The organism is Ensifer adhaerens (assembly GCF_020035535.1).
GTDB lineage: Bacteria > Pseudomonadota > Alphaproteobacteria > Rhizobiales > Rhizobiaceae > Ensifer.
In genome coordinates, this window is sequence record NZ_CP083349.1 from 3,960,715 (window position 1) to 3,974,772 (window position 14,058).

Sequence of the window (14,058 nt, forward strand, 5' to 3'; positions counted from 1 at the left end):
TCCGGTCTCCTCAGAACTGGTAGCGGCGCATGCGGCGCTGGATGACGAAGAGGTAGAGCGAAACGCCGGCGAGGATGATGAGGAACATCACCGTCGCGATCGTCGCGCCCATGGAGCGGTCACCGAGCTGCAGCTGGAAACCGAAGAAGGTGCGGTAGAGCAGTGTGCCGAGAATGTCGGTCGAGCCGTCAGGGCCGGCAAGCGCCCCCTGCACCGTGTAGACCAGGTCGAAGGCGTTGAAGTTGCCGACGAAGGTCAGGATCGAAATGATGCCGATGGCCGGCAGGATCAGCGGCAGCTTGATCTTCCAGAACTGGCTCCAGCCGGTGACGCCATCGCATTCCGCTGCTTCGATCACTTCATCGGGAATGTTGAGCAGCGCCGCATAGATCAGCATCATCGGGATGCCGACATATTGCCAGACCGAGATCAGCGCCACGGTGATGAGCGCGGAACCCGGCTTTCCGAGCCAGGGCGCAAACAGCGACTTCAGCCCGACGAGATCGAGCATCCAGGGCGCAACACCCCAGATCGGCGACAGGATCAGCTTCCAGATGAAGCCGACGATCACGAAGGACAGCAGCGTCGGCAGGAAGATCGCCGTACGGTAGAAGGTGACGAAGCGCAGCTTCGGGATCGACAGCATGGCAGCCAGCGCGACACCGATCGGGTTTTGGACGCACATGTGGATGATGAAGAAGATGACGTTGTTCTTCAGCGCGTTCCAGAAGTCATGCGCCCAGCGTTCGTCGCCGAACAAAGTCTGGAAATTGGCAAGCCCGACGAAGGCCGGCTGGCCGTCGACCGTGTTGAACAGCGAGAGCCGGAGCGTCTCGATCAGCGGCAGGATCATGACCGCCGAATAGATCAGGAAGGCAGGGAGCAGGAAGACGAGGATGTGCCAGCGCTTCGGCCGCCTTGCCGTCGGCTGTCCCTCTTGCACTGAAAGAGCGTCACTCATTGATCCATCCGTTTCTAGAAGACCGGTTCCCCAGACAATCACGATGCGCACCGACGCCACACGGCCGGTCTCGCCGCATGCCATCTGCTCTTTTCTTGAGAGCTCATGACGAAGGTTAAGTCTATCGCGTTCTTTTGCAAACGACTGCGTCGGTGGCCTCCCATAAGGGGAGGCCGGTGACACTTCGGCTGGGGGAGTGCCGCCTTCGGCATGTCGCCCCGCCCGGTCCCTACAGCATCCTTAAGTTCCGTTCGGTTTAAGGTGCCCTTTGCGCGTCCAGGACGCGCGGCGCTGTAGGGCCGACCCTCCCCCGTTAAGGGGAGGGAACCTGTTGCGCTTACGTCAGTCTTACTTCGCCGGCTTGTACCAGCCGTCGAGGCCCTTCTGCAGCTTCTCGGCGGCAACTTCAGGCGTATCCGTGCCATTGATCACGTTGGCCGATTCGACCCAGGTTTCGTTTTCCAGGTTCGGGGTGCCGCGCGACAGAATCTGGTAGGTCGAGCGGATCGTCGGCTTGCACTTTTCGCGCCAGGAGACGAATTCCTGAGCGAGCGGATCGGCCATCTTCACCGGGGTCGAGTTCAGGCTGAAGAAGCCCGGCAGCGCGTTGGCATAGATTTCGGCGAATTCAGGCGACGAGATCCAGGTCAGCAGCTTCTTGGCTTCCTCGGCATGGGCGCTCTTGGCGTTCAGGCCGACGCCGATGTCGTTGTGGTCGGAGATGTAGCAAGCGTCGCCGGCGTTCTTAACCGGAGGCGGGAAGGCGCCCATCTTGAACTGGGCCTGGGTGTTGAACAGGCCGATTTCCCACGAGCCGGCCGGGTAGATTGCTGCGCGGCCGAGCGTGAACAGGTTCTGGCTGTCGGGATAGGTCTGGGCTTCGAAGCCGTCGCCGAGGTAATCCTTCCACTTGGCCAGGACCCTGTAGGGCTCGACCCACGGTGCGTCGGTCAGCTTTTCTTCGCCCTTGATCAGCTTGGCGCGGCCTTCTTCACCCTTCCAGTAGGTCGGACCGATGTTCTGGTAGCCCATGGTGGCGGCTTCCCAGAGGTCCTTCGTGCCCATTGCCATCGGGATGTAGTTGCCGTCGGCCTTGATCTTGTCGAGGGCAGCGAAGAATTCCGCTTCCGTCGTCGGAATCTGGATGCCGAGCTGGTCGAAGGCGTCCTTGTTGTAGATGAAGCCGTGGATGACCGAAGCCATCGGCACGCAGAAGGTCGCCTTGCCGTCATCGGTGGTCCAGGCGGACTTGGCAACCGGCGAGAAGTTTTCCATGCCCGGCAGCGCGGTCAGGTCGGCGAGGTGCTTCTTGTTGTAGAGTTCGAGCGAGGCGTCGAACGGACGGCAGGTGATGAGGTCGCCTGCCGAGCCGGCGTCGAGCTTGGCGTTCAGCGCAGCGTTGTATTCGGTCGGAGCGGTCGGAGCGAACTTGACCTTGATGCCCGGGTTCTTCGCTTCGAAGGCCGGGATCAGCTTTTCCTGCCAGATCGCCAGGTCGTCGTTGCGCCAGCTTTCGATGGTCAGCGTCACGTCCTCGGCGTGTGCCAGCCCGGCCGTGCCGAGAATGCTCGACGCGAGCAGCAGGCCCTTGATAGTCGTACGGGTCATTTAGCTTCTCCCTCTTATATTGCGCCGTTTTGGCGCGGTTTGAGTCCCAGGCTTATGTCAGGCCGTGACGATATCGATCGCCCGGCGCAGGTTCTGTTTGGTCTGGCTGAGTGCCGCCTCGGCCGCCGCGACGTCTTTCGCGCCGGAAGCAAGCAGGATGGCGATCTTGACCGAACCGGAGGCCTCGTTGATCAGCCGTCCGGCTTCGGCGGCGCTGATGCCGGTGATGTCGGTGACAATGCGGATGGCACGGCCATGCAATTTGATGTTGTCGGCACGCAGGTTGACCATATGGCCGTCGAGCACGTGGCCGAGATGAATGCCGACCAACGTCGAGAACATGTTGAAGGCGATCTTCTGCGCCGTGCCGGCGCCCATGCGGGTCGAGCCGGAGACCACTTCCGGCGGCGTCTGCAAGAGGATCGCCACATCGGCGTCCTTGAACAGCGCTGCACCCGGATTGTTGGCAACCGCGATTACCTTGGCGCCGCGCTTGCGGGCCTCGTCGGCGGCGGCAAGTGCATAAGGGGTGGAGCCGCTGGCGGAAACGGACACGAGACAGTCGCCGGCGCCGATGCCGGCCTTGCGCACGTCCTCGCGGGCGAGGTCCATGTCGTCTTCATAGCCGCCCGCCAGGTCGCTGAGGCTGGCTGCGCCGCCCGCAAGCAGGATGACGATCTGGTCCTGGGCAATGCCGTAGGTGCCGGGCAGCTCAAGGGCATCGGCCATCGCCATCAGGCCGGAGCTGCCGGCGCCCGCATAGGCAAGACGTCGACCGGAGGAAAGCGCTTCGGCTGCGATCGAAGCGGCCGCGGAGATCGACTCAATCGCCGCATCGACGGCCTTGGCCGCAGCCTGCTGGCCGGCTGCGAGCAGCCGCAGCGCCAGCGCCGGATGCATAAGATCCAGGCCCTTGGCGTTGTCGTGACGCTCTTCGGTCTTTGCTGACGGCATGGGTCGTGTCTCCTCTCGGTTGAAATTAATGCCAAAAAAATACCAATTGTCCAGCGGAATTTAACTTTTGACGCTCGAAAAAACTAATCGTCTAAATTAGCCATTGAATTTCAATGGATTGCAACGAAATCGAGAGCATGAGTGGATTCGGACTTGGTTATTGGTATTTTTTTGGTATCTTTGATGGGCGGAGGTGCTCATGACAAATTACCTGATAGGAATCGATGGTGGCGGAACGAGCTGCCGGGCTGCCGTGGCGACGGCGGATGGGCGCATTCTCGGGCGCGGCAAGGCCGGCGCGGCGAACATCCTGACGGACCCGGAGACCGCACTCGCCAATATTGGTGAGGCCGCGCGCGCTGCATTCTTAGAGGCCGGCCTCGATCCTGAAGGCATTGCCGCCGCAAAGGCCATTGTCGGCGTGGCCGGACACAATGTCGGCGACGCCGTGCACTACGTAAAGCGCCGTTTGCCCTTCGCTGCCGCGGATATCGAATCGGACGGTTTGATCGCGCTGCAGGGCGCGCTCGGCAACCAGGACGGCGCGGTTGCCATCCTCGGCACCGGCACCATCTATATCCTGCGCCAGGGCGAAACCGTGAGCTATGTCGGCGGCTGGGGTTTTACCATCGGCGACCACGGCAGTGGCGCCCGCATCGGTCACGCGCTCCTGCAGGAAAGCCTGCTTGCCTTCGACAATATCCACGAGGCCTCCCCGGTCACGGACTCCGTCATGGCCGAATTCAACAATGACGCCCGCGACGTCGTCGATTTCGCCCGCCTCGCCAAACCCGGTGAGTTTGGCCGCTACGCGCCGCGGGTCTTCGAAGGCGCTGCCGCCGGCGACCCCGTTGCGGTACGGCTATTGAAGGCTGCTGCCATCACCGTAGACGAGGCGCTCGACGCCGTGGTTGCAAGGGGATGCGAGAGGCTGTGTCTGCTCGGCGGATTGGCTCCGCTTTATCGGCCCTGGCTTGCGGAGCGACACCAGGCGCTCCTGGTCGAAGCGGAAGCGGATGCGTTGACAGGATCGGTCGCGCTTGCGGCCCAACGGTTCGGCTCACAGGTGAGGGCAGGCGCATGACGCACCAGCTCGCTTCCATTCTGCCGCTTGAGGGCCTGCAGTCCGGAGGGTCGGGGCCGCTCTATCTCAAGCTTCGGCAATCGCTCGAGGACGCAATCCAGTCGGGCAAGCTCAATCACGGTGACGCCCTGCCGCCGGAACGCGATCTGGCGGACTACGCCAATATCAGCCGCGTGACCGTGCGCAAGGCGGTCGACGACCTCGTGCGCGACGGTCTGCTGGTTCGCCGCCACGGTTCCGGAACCTTTGTCGTCAAGCCTGTCTCCAAGGTGCAGCAGTCGCTGTCGCGGCTGACCTCGTTTACCGAAGACATGGCGCGCCGCGGGTTGAACACCCACGCGCGCTGGCTGGAGCGCGGCCTGTTTCATCCTTCGCCGGATGAGATGATGGCGCTCGGCCTGCCGGCCGATGCTCTGGTTGCGCGCCTCGGACGTCTGCGCATTGCCGACGACATGCCGCTCGCGATCGAGCGCGCCAGCATCTCGGCGGAGTTCCTGCCGGATCCGCAGGCCGTTACTTCGTCGCTCTATACTGCGCTCGACAAGACGCGCTCGCGTCCGGTTCGCGCCGTGCAGCGCATCTCCGCCTGCAACATCAAGGATCCGGATGCCTCGATGCTCGGCGTCGCCGTCGGCTCGGCCGGCCTTTCCATCGAACGTGTGTCCTATCTCGCATCGGGACGCGTCGTCGAATTCACCCGCTCGCTCTATCGGGGCGATGCCTATGATTTTGTCGCGGAACTGACGCTGTCGGAATCCTAAAGCGACCGCCCGCAGAAAGGAATTGACCATGCAGACCAATATGCGCCGAGAAATCGACGAAATCCCCGAGGCCGCCCAGCGCCTGCTGGAGCGCTCCGCCGATCAGTTGAAGGCAGCCGGCGCCGCACTCCGCGCCAAGGACCCGGCCTTCCTGGTGACTATCGCCCGTGGCTCCTCCGACCATGCGGCACTGTTCCTGAAATATGCGATCGAACTGCAGGCCGGCCGACCCGTCGCCTCGCTTGGGCCGTCGCTGGCTTCCATTTACGGCGCCAAGCTGAAGCTCGGTGGCGCTGCGGCGATCGCGATTTCGCAATCGGGCAAGAGCCCTGACATCGTCGCCATGGCGCAGGCCGCGACAGATGCCGGTGCGGTCTCGATCGCGCTCACCAACACGCTGCCCTCGCCGATTTCTGAGGCCTGCACCAACCCGCTCGACATTCTTGCCGGCCCGGAAATCGCCGTTGCCGCCACCAAGTCCTACGTCAATTCGATCGTCGCCGGCCTTTCCGTGCTCGGCGAGTGGACCGGTGATGCGGCGCTGCAACGCGCGGTCGCCGACCTGCCGAACCAGTTTGCCAAGGCGGTCAAGCTCGACTGGCAGGCGTTTGCCGATGATCTCGGCGAGGCGGAATCGCTCTACGTGCTCGGCCGCGGCCCGGCGCTTGCGATCGCCAGCGAAGCGGCGCTGAAATTCAAGGAAACCTCGGGCATGCATGCGGAAGCCTATTCCGCGGCGGAAGTGCTGCACGGGCCGGTGGCGCTCGTCGGTGCCAAGTTCCCGGTGCTGACGCTCGCCGCCCGTGACGCGGCCGAAGCCTCGGTCGCCGGCATCGCCGATGGTATGGCGGAAAAGGGCGCGGTGGTTCATGCTACATCGAGCCGTGCGACCAAGGCCAAGCGCCTGCCGTTCGTCGAGACGGGCCACCCGATCACCGACGCGCTGACGCTGATCCTGCCGTTCTATGGTTTCGTCGAGGCCTGGTCGCGTTCGCGCGGTCTCAACCCCGATGCACCGGCAAGCCTCAAGAAGGTAACGGAGACGAGATGAGCGTGAGTAAGGCAATCACCGGCGCCCGCCTGTTCGACGGCGTCGAATGGCACGACGGCTGCGCCCTCGTGATCGAGGCCGGCCGGGTTAAGGCCATTACGGCGTCGGCCGATGTTCCCGCCGACGTCGAAAGGATCGATGCTCATGGCATGCTGCTCGTGCCGGGCTTCATCGACCTGCAGGTGAACGGCGGCGGTGGTGCGCTTCTGAACGAAGAGCCGACCGTCGAGGGCATTCGGCAGATCTGTTCGGCGCATGCCAAGTTCGGCACCACGGCGCTGCTGCCGACGCTGATCACCGACACGCGCGAGGTTCGAAGCGCCACCATCAAGGCGGGCCTCGATGCGAAGGCCGCAGATGTGCCCGGCTTCCTTGGCCTGCATCTCGAAGGTCCGCATCTCTCTGTCGCCCGCAAGGGCGCGCACGATCCGAAGCTGATCCGCCCGATGGACGATACCGATCTCCAGGAAATGCTCGATTGTGCGAAGGCGCTCGGCGTCCTGATGGTGACCGTGGCGCCGGAAAACGCCACCAAGGAACAGGTTCGGGCGCTCGCCGATGCCGGCGCCGTCGTCAGCCTTGGCCATACGGATGTCGGCTACGAAACCGCGGTCGCCTATGCCAAGGCGGGCGCGCGTACCGTGACCCACCTTTTCAACGCCATGAGCGGCCTCGGTCATCGCGAGCCCGGCGTGGTTGGCGCGGCACTTGCGACCGGCACGCTGCATGCGGGCCTGATCGCCGACGGCTACCATGTCGAGCCGGCGTCGATGGGCGTGGCGCTGCGCGCCAAGACGGGCCCGGGACAGATCTTCCTCGTCACCGACGCGATGTCGCCGATCGGCACGGACATGAAGAGCTTCCAGCTCAATGGCCGCGAGATCCTGCGCGAGGGTGGTCGTCTGACACTCGCCGACGGCACGCTTGCCGGCGCCGACATCGACATGCTCTCGTCGGTCCGGTTCGTACACGAGAAGCTTGGCCTGCCGGTCGAAGAAGCGTTGCGCATGGCGTCCGCCTATCCGGCCGATGCCATGGGGCTCGCCACCCACAAGGGACGGCTGAAACCCGGCGCCGATGCCGATTTCGTGCTGCTGACACCGGACCTCGGCATGGGCTCCACATGGATTGGCGGCACGCAGGTTTACGCGGCCTGATAGATAGTTCGACCGTCGTCATCGAAGGACCCGGGAAGCGTCAAGTTGCCCGGGTCTTTTTCTTTAGGTCGGTCAGCTGCTATCGCGGGCTGTGGGCCGCTAGCTTCGCCTTCATCGCCCGGACCGTCTCCGCATCGGTGCGGCGGCGGTCGGCCGAGACGAAACCCATCTCGATCAATCGCTGATCCTGAGCCGGCTCTCGAACGGAGCAGGAGGAATGAACTTCGTCGACAGCCAGACGGTCGAGAACGGTGTCGACCGTATCGAGCGTCACGCCGGATCCGGGCATGATCGATAGCCGCCCGGCGGCGCGTTCGGTCAGTTCCGCCAAACGATCGATCGCCTGCGGCGCGCTCTTCGCGCCGCCCGAGGTCAGGATGCGCTCGAAACCGAGTTCAACTGCCACGTCCATCGCCTCTGCAAAATCCGGCACCAGATCGAAGGCGCGGTGCAGCGTCATGCCGAGCCCGGCCGCATGGCCGGTGAGCTTAATCAGCATCGAAGTGTCGAGCCGGCCATCGGCGATAGAAGCGCCGAGCACGACACCGGCCAGACCCGCGTCGCGTGCGGCATCGATGTCGCGGCGCATGATGTCGAGCTCGGTGGCGGAGAAGATGAAGTCACCCGGCCGCGGCCGGATCATCGCGTAGACCGGTACCGGCGGCGGGCCGGCAAGCGCCATCAGCCCGGGATTGGGCGTCAGGCCGCCGATGGAAAGAGCTGCACAGAGCTCGATGCGATCGGCGCCGCCCTCGATCGCCGCGTTCAACCCGTCGGCATCGTCGACACAGACTTCGAGTTTGATGTCGCTCATGCCTTGTCTCCTGAAAGTCCGAGCAGTGCGGCACCGATCAGGCCGGGCTCGATCCGGCATTCGCCGCGCACCACCAGCGGCCGGTCGAATTGCCTCAGAATCCGGCTACGCACCGTCCTGTCGATCTCGGCGAGCAGTTCTTCGGAGTTGGAAAGGCCGCCGCCGACAGGCACGATCGTTGCACCTGTGATGTTGATGACGAGCGCCAACGGTGAACTGACGAGATCGACGAGAATATCGACCGTGCGCTTCGCCTCGGCATCCCCCGCCTTCCAGGCTTCCATGATCTCGTGGCTCGAAAGCGTCTTGCCGTGCGCGGTCTGGTGCAGCCGTTCGAGGCCACGGGCGCCGCCGACTGTATCGACGCAGCGCCTTTGGCCGCAGCCGCAATCATAGGGAGGGATGGCGATCGGCGGGTTGCCGGCCTCCGCCGCAATCGCCGGGCCGTGCCCCCATTCGCCGGCAAAACCACCGTCGGCATTGATCAGCCGGCCGTCGATCACCAGGCCGCCGCCGACACCGGTGCCGAGGATTGCACCGAAGACGATGCGATGACCGCGCCCGGCACCCGCGCCGGCTTCGGCCAGCGCAAAACAGTCGGCGTCGTTGGCAAGCTTCACCGGCAGATGCAGCGCCGCTTCGAGTTCGGCGACCAGCTCACGCCCGTCGATGCAGGGAATGTTGGCGCATTTGATCCGCCGCGTCTCTGGATCGATGACGCCGGTGATCGAGATCGCCACGCAATCGGGATGGCCGCCCGCCTCATCCAGAACCGATTCCAATTCGCGGATGAACTGCCGGAAATCGTTGAGCGGCGTGGTTCGGCGCGGCAACGGAAAGATCCGATCGCGCGAATGGGTAATCGCGCCCTTGATTGCCGAGCCGCCGATATCGAAACAGACGATCATGCCTCACCCCGGATGATCGCTTCGGCAGAGAGCGCGACCGAAAGCAGCCTGTCGTCCTGGTGGTGTGGTGCCGCAAGCTGAAAGCCGACGGGCATTTCTGCAGCCCCAAGCCCACAGGGGATGGAGATGCCGCAGAAATCCAGGAAATTGCCGATCGAGGTGTTGCGGAGCGTCTTGGCGTTGGTCTTGAAGAATAACTCGTCGTCTTTAAGAAGCGGCGCGATCGGCGGCGCCACATGTGGCAGCGTCGGGTGGGCTATGAGTTCGTTCGGCCTCAGGCTGTCGACCGTCTCATGGATCAGTTGGTCGCGCGCGTCGAGCAGGGCGATGTAGTCGGGCATGGTGATCTTCTCGCCGAGCCGTATGCGGGCAACGACGCGTGGATCGATCGCATTGGCTTCGGGTCCGGCCAGCCGTTCGCGATGAAGCGCATAGGCCTCCGCCGTTACCAGGGCGCCGTGGCGCGCCATCAGTCCGAAGACCGCCGAGAAGGCCGGGAAGGCGCGGCGGCTGACAGCAACGCCGGCCTTTTCGAGGCGCTTGACCGCATCCTCGAAGGTCTCGACGACCTCCGGCTCCGCATCGTCGAAGACGACCGTTTCCGGGATCACCAGCGCCACGCCCGAGAGGTCGGCGCGCCGCACCGTTGGGGCCGTCAGTCCGTGCATGGCGGCATCCACCCACACGGCATCCTGCACCGTATGGCAGAGCGGCCCGAGCGAATCGAGGCTTTCGGCCAGCGGATAGACGCCCTTCATCGCGTAGCGGCCACGCGTCGCCTTGTACCCGACGATGCCGGTCATCGCCGCGGGAATGCGCACGGACCCGCCGGTATCGGTGCCGATCGCCGCGGGCACCAGTCCTGCCGCGACCGCGACAGCCGAGCCTGAAGACGAGCCGCCGGGAATGCGCTCGACGTCGCTGGCCGCGGGGTTTCGCGGCGTGCCGTGATGCGGATTGATGCCGAGGCCCGAAAAAGCGAACTCGCTCATGTTGGTGCGGCCGACGCTGACCATGCCGGCAGCAGCGACTGTGGCAACGACAGGTGCGTCGGCGGTGGCCGGAGCATTTGCCTGCAGCACAGTCGAGCCGGCGGTGGTGACGTTGCCGGCCGTGTCGAACAGGTCCTTCCATGCAACCGGCAGGCCGTCGAGCATGCCGAGCGAACGCCCCGCCCTGAGGCGCCGCGATGCCGCCTCGGCATCCCGGGTCGCCCGCTCGGGCGTCAGTTCGACGAAGATGGCATAGTCGCCATGTGCATCGATCGCCGCATAGGTTTCCTTGGCAAGGTCCACCGGATCCAGCTTGCCGCTCTGAACCAGGACCGAAAGGCTGGCGAGTGTCTTTTGTTCTGTCATGTCATCCTCCGCGGAGTTCTTGCCTGCTGCCGTCATCCGGTACGTCTACAATATCGCCGCCCCCAGCGTTTTCCATGCTTCCCTTAGACGAGGCGCATGAATCTTGCATAAAGACTGGTACCAGCCGCGCATGTCTTGTCGCTGGTGGCGGCCCTGCCTACATGCATCATCGAACCTTGGCCCATACTGGAGAGCAATGATGATCCTGGACGCGGCGCGACTTTCGCTTGCCAATCTCCTTGCGCCCGAGACCCGGTCGGTCTTCTGGAAGGTATTGGGCCTGACGATCCTCGCGCTCGTCGCGCTCTGGTTTGCCGTGCGCGAAGTGTTCATCTGGCTGGCACTGCCGTGGATCGACACGCTGATGCCGGGCACACCCGTCTGGGCCGGCTGGCTGACCTTCGTGCTCGGTATCTTCGCGAGCCTTGGGCTGGCGCTGGCGCTCGCCTTGCTTCTGGCGCCCGTCACCGCGCTGATCGCCGGCTTCTTCCTCGACGACGTCGCCGAGGTGATCGAGAAGCGGGACTATCCAAACGAGCCGCAGGGCCGGCCCTTGCCGCTCGGCGAAGCGATCGCTGGCTCGGTAAAGTTTCTCGGCGTCGTCATCCTCGGCAACCTGCTCGCGCTTTTCCTTCTGCTCGTCCCGGGCGTCAATCTCGTCGCCTTCTTTCTCGTCAACGGCTACCTGCTCGGACGGGAATTCTTCGAGTTCGCGGCGATGCGCTACCGCTCACCGGCCGAGGCGCGGCTTTTCCGCGAGAAGCATCGCTCGGCCGTCTTCCTCGCCGGCCTGCTGCTTGCCGCCTTCCTGGCGGTGCCCTTTGTCAATCTATTGACGCCGCTATTTGCAGCCGGTCTGATGGTGCATCTGCACAAACGTCTTTCGGCAAAGGACCCCGGGTTTTCGCTGTCGGTCAGCGCCGTGGCAAAGGCCTGAAGGGCTCCTGCTTGACATCATGTCTGCCGTGGCCAATCTGCCGGCAAAACCCCATGGCGCTGCGCGGGCGCGCCGGCGCGTGGCAAGACGGAGTTTCCCCCTATGAACAAGACGGACGAACGGATCACACACCTCGAAGAAACGGTGGCCCATCAGGCCAAGACCATCGAGGAGCTTTCCGACCAGCTGGCCGAGCAATGGAAGGTGGTGGAACAGACGCGCGCCAAGCTCGACCGCCTGACCGAGCGTTTCCTGTCGCTCGAGGAACAGTCGCTCGATGCGCCGCCGATCACCCGGCCGCCGCATTATTGAGCGCGCAAGGCAGGGCAAACAAAAAGGCCGCCGGTCGAGTGAACCGGCGGCCTTCTTGTTATCCTGCTGCTGCTCTTAGTAGGGGCAGGACTCGTCGCTCATGTAGTCGTGAACTTCGACCTTGCCGGCAATGATTTCGGCTTTCACCTTTTCCACTGCGTCGAGCATCTCAGGCGTGATCAGCGCCTTGTTGTTGTCGTCGAGCGCATAGCCGACGCCATCTTCCTTGAGGCCGAGGTTGGAGATGCCGAACTCGAACTTGTCGTTCTTGGCAGCGGTGAAGGCTTCGTAGACGGCGACGTCGACGCGCTTCAGCATCGAGGTCAGTACCTTGCCCGGCTGCAGGCCGTTCTGGTTGGAGTCGACGCCGATACCGAGCTTGCCGGCATCTGCAGCCGCCTGCAGAACGCCGACGCCGGTGCCGCCGGCAGCGTGGTAGACGACATCCGAGCCCTGGTCGATCTGCGACTTGGCGATTTCGCCGCCCTTGACCGGGTCGTTCCAGGCGTCCGGCGTGGTGCCGGTGTAGGCTTCCAGAACCTTGACGTCAGCGCCTGTCGACTTGGCGCCGCCGACATAGCCACAGGCGAACTTGTGGATCAGCGGAACGTCCATGCCGCCGATGAAGCTGACGGTCTTCGACTTCGAGGCGAGGCCGGCGAGAACGCCGACGAGGTAGGAGCCTTCCTGTTCCTTGAAGACGACCGACTTGACGTTCGGCTTTTCGACGACCATGTCGATGATCGCGAACTTGATATCCGGATATTCCGGCGCGATCTTTTCGAGCGAAGCCGCCCAGTTGAAGCCGGCCATGACGATCGGGCTGTTGCCGTCGCTCGCGAAACGACGCAGCGCCTGTTCGCGCTGGGCGTCGTTGGCGATTTCGAACTCGCGGTATTCGACGCCCGTTTCCGTCTTGAACTTCTCGGCGCCGTTGAAGGCAGCCTCGTTGAAGGATTTGTCGAACTTGCCGCCGAGATCGTAGATGATCGCCGGCTTGATGTCGGCGGCCAGTGCCGTCGCGGACATCATAGAAAAGGCAAAGAGACCGAGAATTGTTTTTTTCATCGTGCAGCCCTGTGTCGCTATTGATCTTATTGGGTCCTCCCGCTGGCCCCGAGAGGAGCCTGTCTGCGGAACCCACCCCCTTCTCCTTGGGGCTAGGGTGGCGCATCCTTGCACGGTCACGGCAAAAAAACACTCAAAATTTTTCAGATGGTAAAAATTGAAGCCACGGAAGCGGCTACCCGTAAGGCACCGGTTCTGTTGCGCTTTTGAGATCGCAGACAAGTGTATGCTCCCGTCCTGAGCGGCCTCTGGGTTGTGGCCATTGCTCTTATGTTCGGGATACCCAAAGCGGGCCTGCTTCGGGACGGGACGAGAAAAAGGGCGCGTGGTTTGCCACCCGCATCCCGCTCCGACCTATGCACAGGGATCGCATTTATGGTTGGGGTCGATTGGACCGGGCACGCCTAGTGGCCGATGGGGCAGCTCACGCCGGTGCCGCGCAGACCGCAATAGCCACTCGGGTTCTTCGCCAGGTATTGCTGATGATAGTCTTCGGCGAAGTAGAACGGGCCTGCCTTGCCGATCTCGGTGGTGATCTTACCGCCGTGATTGGCATACTTCAGCGCCGATTGGAACGCGGCACGCGCGGCCTTGGCTTGCGCCAGCTGCTCGTCGTCATAGGCGTAGATTGCCGAGCGGTAGGTGGTGCCGATGTCGTTGCCCTGGCGCATGCCCTGGGTGGGGTCGTGCTCCTCGAAGAAGGTCTTGAGCAGGGTGGCGAGCGGTACCGTCTCGGGATCATAGACGACGAGCACCACCTCGGCATGGCCGGTAAGCCCGGTGGTCGTCTCCTGATAGGTCGGATTGCGCGTCAACCCACCAGCGTAGCCGACAGCCGTCACGTAAACGCCGGGAATTTTCCAGAGCAACCGTTCGGCGCCCCAGAAGCAGCCCATGCCGAGCAGAATCTGCCTGGTGCCATCGGGGTAGGGGCCTTTCAGCGGCCGGCCGGAAACGAAATGCGTCTCAGCCGTCGGAATCGCCTCGTCGCGACCCGGCAGTGCCGTCTGCGCGTCCGGCATGATCGTCTTCTTGTTGAACATGTCGATCAGGAACATCAGCATACTCCTCGTCGGTACGGAGGC

14 protein-coding genes are annotated in these 14,058 nt (G+C 63.6%); 6 read left to right on the forward strand and 8 right to left on the reverse strand.

Annotated features, from left to right (window positions below):
• Positions 1 to 10 precede the first annotated feature (10 nt).
• The 3 genes from LAC81_RS19170 to LAC81_RS19180 all read right to left on the reverse strand — a co-directional run bounded on the left by LAC81_RS19170 (position 11) and on the right by LAC81_RS19180 (position 3,523).
• Positions 11 to 961 (reverse strand): carbohydrate ABC transporter permease, encoded by a 951-nt coding sequence (locus LAC81_RS19170; protein WP_223726050.1) that lies wholly within the window; start codon positions 959 to 961, stop codon positions 11 to 13.
• A gap of 348 nt (positions 962 to 1,309) precedes the next feature.
• The gene (locus LAC81_RS19175) at positions 1,310 to 2,569 is read right to left on the reverse strand and encodes an ABC transporter substrate-binding protein (protein ID WP_223726051.1); all 1,260 of its coding nucleotides are present in this window, start codon (positions 2,567 to 2,569) and stop codon (positions 1,310 to 1,312) included.
• A gap of 57 nt (positions 2,570 to 2,626) precedes the next feature.
• Entirely contained in the window at positions 2,627 to 3,523 is an 897-nt protein-coding gene (locus tag LAC81_RS19180) for an N-acetylmuramic acid 6-phosphate etherase (RefSeq protein WP_223726052.1), read from the reverse strand.
• Between the two features lie 199 nt (positions 3,524 to 3,722).
• On the opposite strand from LAC81_RS19180, the gene LAC81_RS19185 reads away from it, so the two are divergent.
• From LAC81_RS19185 to nagA, 4 genes are read left to right on the forward strand one after another with little or no spacing between them, the layout of a single operon-like run.
• Positions 3,723 to 4,607, forward strand: a complete 885-nt coding sequence (locus LAC81_RS19185) for an N-acetylglucosamine kinase (RefSeq protein ID WP_223726053.1) — start codon at positions 3,723 to 3,725, stop codon at positions 4,605 to 4,607.
• Positions 4,604 to 5,368: a GntR family transcriptional regulator gene (locus LAC81_RS19190; RefSeq protein WP_034804855.1), complete on the forward strand. Its 765-nt coding sequence runs from the start codon at positions 4,604 to 4,606 to the stop codon at positions 5,366 to 5,368. Before LAC81_RS19185 ends, LAC81_RS19190 begins: the two co-directional genes overlap by 4 nt.
• A gap of 28 nt (positions 5,369 to 5,396) precedes the next feature.
• On the forward strand, positions 5,397 to 6,419 hold the full coding sequence (locus LAC81_RS19195; RefSeq protein WP_223726054.1) for an SIS domain-containing protein: 1,023 nt from the start codon (positions 5,397 to 5,399) through the stop codon (positions 6,417 to 6,419).
• Positions 6,416 to 7,576 carry an N-acetylglucosamine-6-phosphate deacetylase gene (gene nagA, locus LAC81_RS19200; RefSeq protein WP_223726055.1) on the forward strand — a complete coding sequence of 387 codons (1,161 nt, stop codon included), beginning with the start codon at positions 6,416 to 6,418 and terminating at the stop codon, positions 7,574 to 7,576. The genes LAC81_RS19195 and nagA overlap by 4 nt, the downstream gene beginning before the upstream one ends.
• A 79-nt stretch (positions 7,577 to 7,655) precedes the next feature.
• On the opposite strand, the gene LAC81_RS19205 is transcribed toward nagA, so the two are convergent.
• Genes LAC81_RS19205 through LAC81_RS19215 form a run of 3 tightly spaced genes read right to left on the reverse strand, consistent with a single transcriptional unit; the run spans position 7,656 to position 10,656 of the window.
• Entirely contained in the window at positions 7,656 to 8,390 is a 735-nt protein-coding gene (locus LAC81_RS19205) for a copper homeostasis protein CutC (protein WP_223726056.1), read from the reverse strand.
• Entirely contained in the window at positions 8,387 to 9,298 is a 912-nt protein-coding gene (locus tag LAC81_RS19210) for an ROK family protein (protein ID WP_223726057.1), read from the reverse strand. Before LAC81_RS19210 ends, LAC81_RS19205 begins: the two co-directional genes overlap by 4 nt.
• Complete coding sequence (locus tag LAC81_RS19215) at positions 9,295 to 10,656, reverse strand: amidase (RefSeq protein ID WP_223726058.1); 1,362 nt, start codon at positions 10,654 to 10,656, stop codon at positions 9,295 to 9,297. The genes LAC81_RS19210 and LAC81_RS19215 overlap by 4 nt, the downstream gene beginning before the upstream one ends.
• 199 nt (positions 10,657 to 10,855) lie before the next feature.
• On the opposite strand from LAC81_RS19215, the gene LAC81_RS19220 reads away from it, so the two are divergent.
• Both LAC81_RS19220 and LAC81_RS19225 read left to right on the forward strand, forming a co-directional pair.
• Positions 10,856 to 11,593, forward strand: coding sequence for a sulfate transporter family protein (locus LAC81_RS19220; protein WP_223726059.1), 738 nt, complete (start codon positions 10,856 to 10,858; stop codon positions 11,591 to 11,593).
• A gap of 102 nt (positions 11,594 to 11,695) precedes the next feature.
• The gene (locus tag LAC81_RS19225) at positions 11,696 to 11,905 is read left to right on the forward strand and encodes a SlyX family protein (protein ID WP_113539946.1); all 210 of its coding nucleotides are present in this window, start codon (positions 11,696 to 11,698) and stop codon (positions 11,903 to 11,905) included.
• A gap of 75 nt (positions 11,906 to 11,980) precedes the next feature.
• On the opposite strand, the gene LAC81_RS19230 is transcribed toward LAC81_RS19225, so the two are convergent.
• Together LAC81_RS19230 and msrA are read right to left on the reverse strand one after the other, a co-directional pair.
• Positions 11,981 to 12,973 carry a BMP family lipoprotein gene (locus LAC81_RS19230; RefSeq protein ID WP_113539947.1) on the reverse strand — a complete coding sequence of 331 codons (993 nt, stop codon included), beginning with the start codon at positions 12,971 to 12,973 and terminating at the stop codon, positions 11,981 to 11,983.
• A 404-nt stretch (positions 12,974 to 13,377) separates the two neighbouring features.
• A complete protein-coding gene (gene msrA, locus LAC81_RS19235) occupies positions 13,378 to 14,031 on the reverse strand; it encodes a peptide-methionine (S)-S-oxide reductase MsrA (RefSeq protein ID WP_223726060.1) in 654 nt (217 codons plus the stop codon).
• Positions 14,032 to 14,058 lie beyond the last annotated feature (27 nt).

Coding starts and splice junctions, on each gene's coding strand:
- LAC81_RS19210 (WP_223726057.1), bottom strand. CDS start 9,298: ATGATCGTCTGTTTCGATATCGGCGGCTCGGCAATCAAGGGCGCGATT.
- LAC81_RS19190 (WP_034804855.1), top strand. CDS start 4,604: ATGACGCACCAGCTCGCTTCCATTCTGCCGCTTGAGGGCCTGCAGTCC.
- LAC81_RS19170 (WP_223726050.1), bottom strand. CDS start 961: ATGAGTGACGCTCTTTCAGTGCAAGAGGGACAGCCGACGGCAAGGCGG.
- LAC81_RS19185 (WP_223726053.1), top strand. CDS start 3,723: ATGACAAATTACCTGATAGGAATCGATGGTGGCGGAACGAGCTGCCGG.
- msrA (WP_223726060.1), bottom strand. CDS start 14,031: ATGTTCCTGATCGACATGTTCAACAAGAAGACGATCATGCCGGACGCG.
- LAC81_RS19180 (WP_223726052.1), bottom strand. CDS start 3,523: ATGCCGTCAGCAAAGACCGAAGAGCGTCACGACAACGCCAAGGGCCTG.
- LAC81_RS19175 (WP_223726051.1), bottom strand. CDS start 2,569: ATGACCCGTACGACTATCAAGGGCCTGCTGCTCGCGTCGAGCATTCTC.
- LAC81_RS19225 (WP_113539946.1), top strand. CDS start 11,696: ATGAACAAGACGGACGAACGGATCACACACCTCGAAGAAACGGTGGCC.
- LAC81_RS19195 (WP_223726054.1), top strand. CDS start 5,397: ATGCAGACCAATATGCGCCGAGAAATCGACGAAATCCCCGAGGCCGCC.
- LAC81_RS19215 (WP_223726058.1), bottom strand. CDS start 10,656: ATGACAGAACAAAAGACACTCGCCAGCCTTTCGGTCCTGGTTCAGAGC.
- LAC81_RS19220 (WP_223726059.1), top strand. CDS start 10,856: ATGATCCTGGACGCGGCGCGACTTTCGCTTGCCAATCTCCTTGCGCCC.
- LAC81_RS19205 (WP_223726056.1), bottom strand. CDS start 8,390: ATGAGCGACATCAAACTCGAAGTCTGTGTCGACGATGCCGACGGGTTG.
- LAC81_RS19230 (WP_113539947.1), bottom strand. CDS start 12,973: ATGAAAAAAACAATTCTCGGTCTCTTTGCCTTTTCTATGATGTCCGCG.
- nagA (WP_223726055.1), top strand. CDS start 6,416: ATGAGCGTGAGTAAGGCAATCACCGGCGCCCGCCTGTTCGACGGCGTC.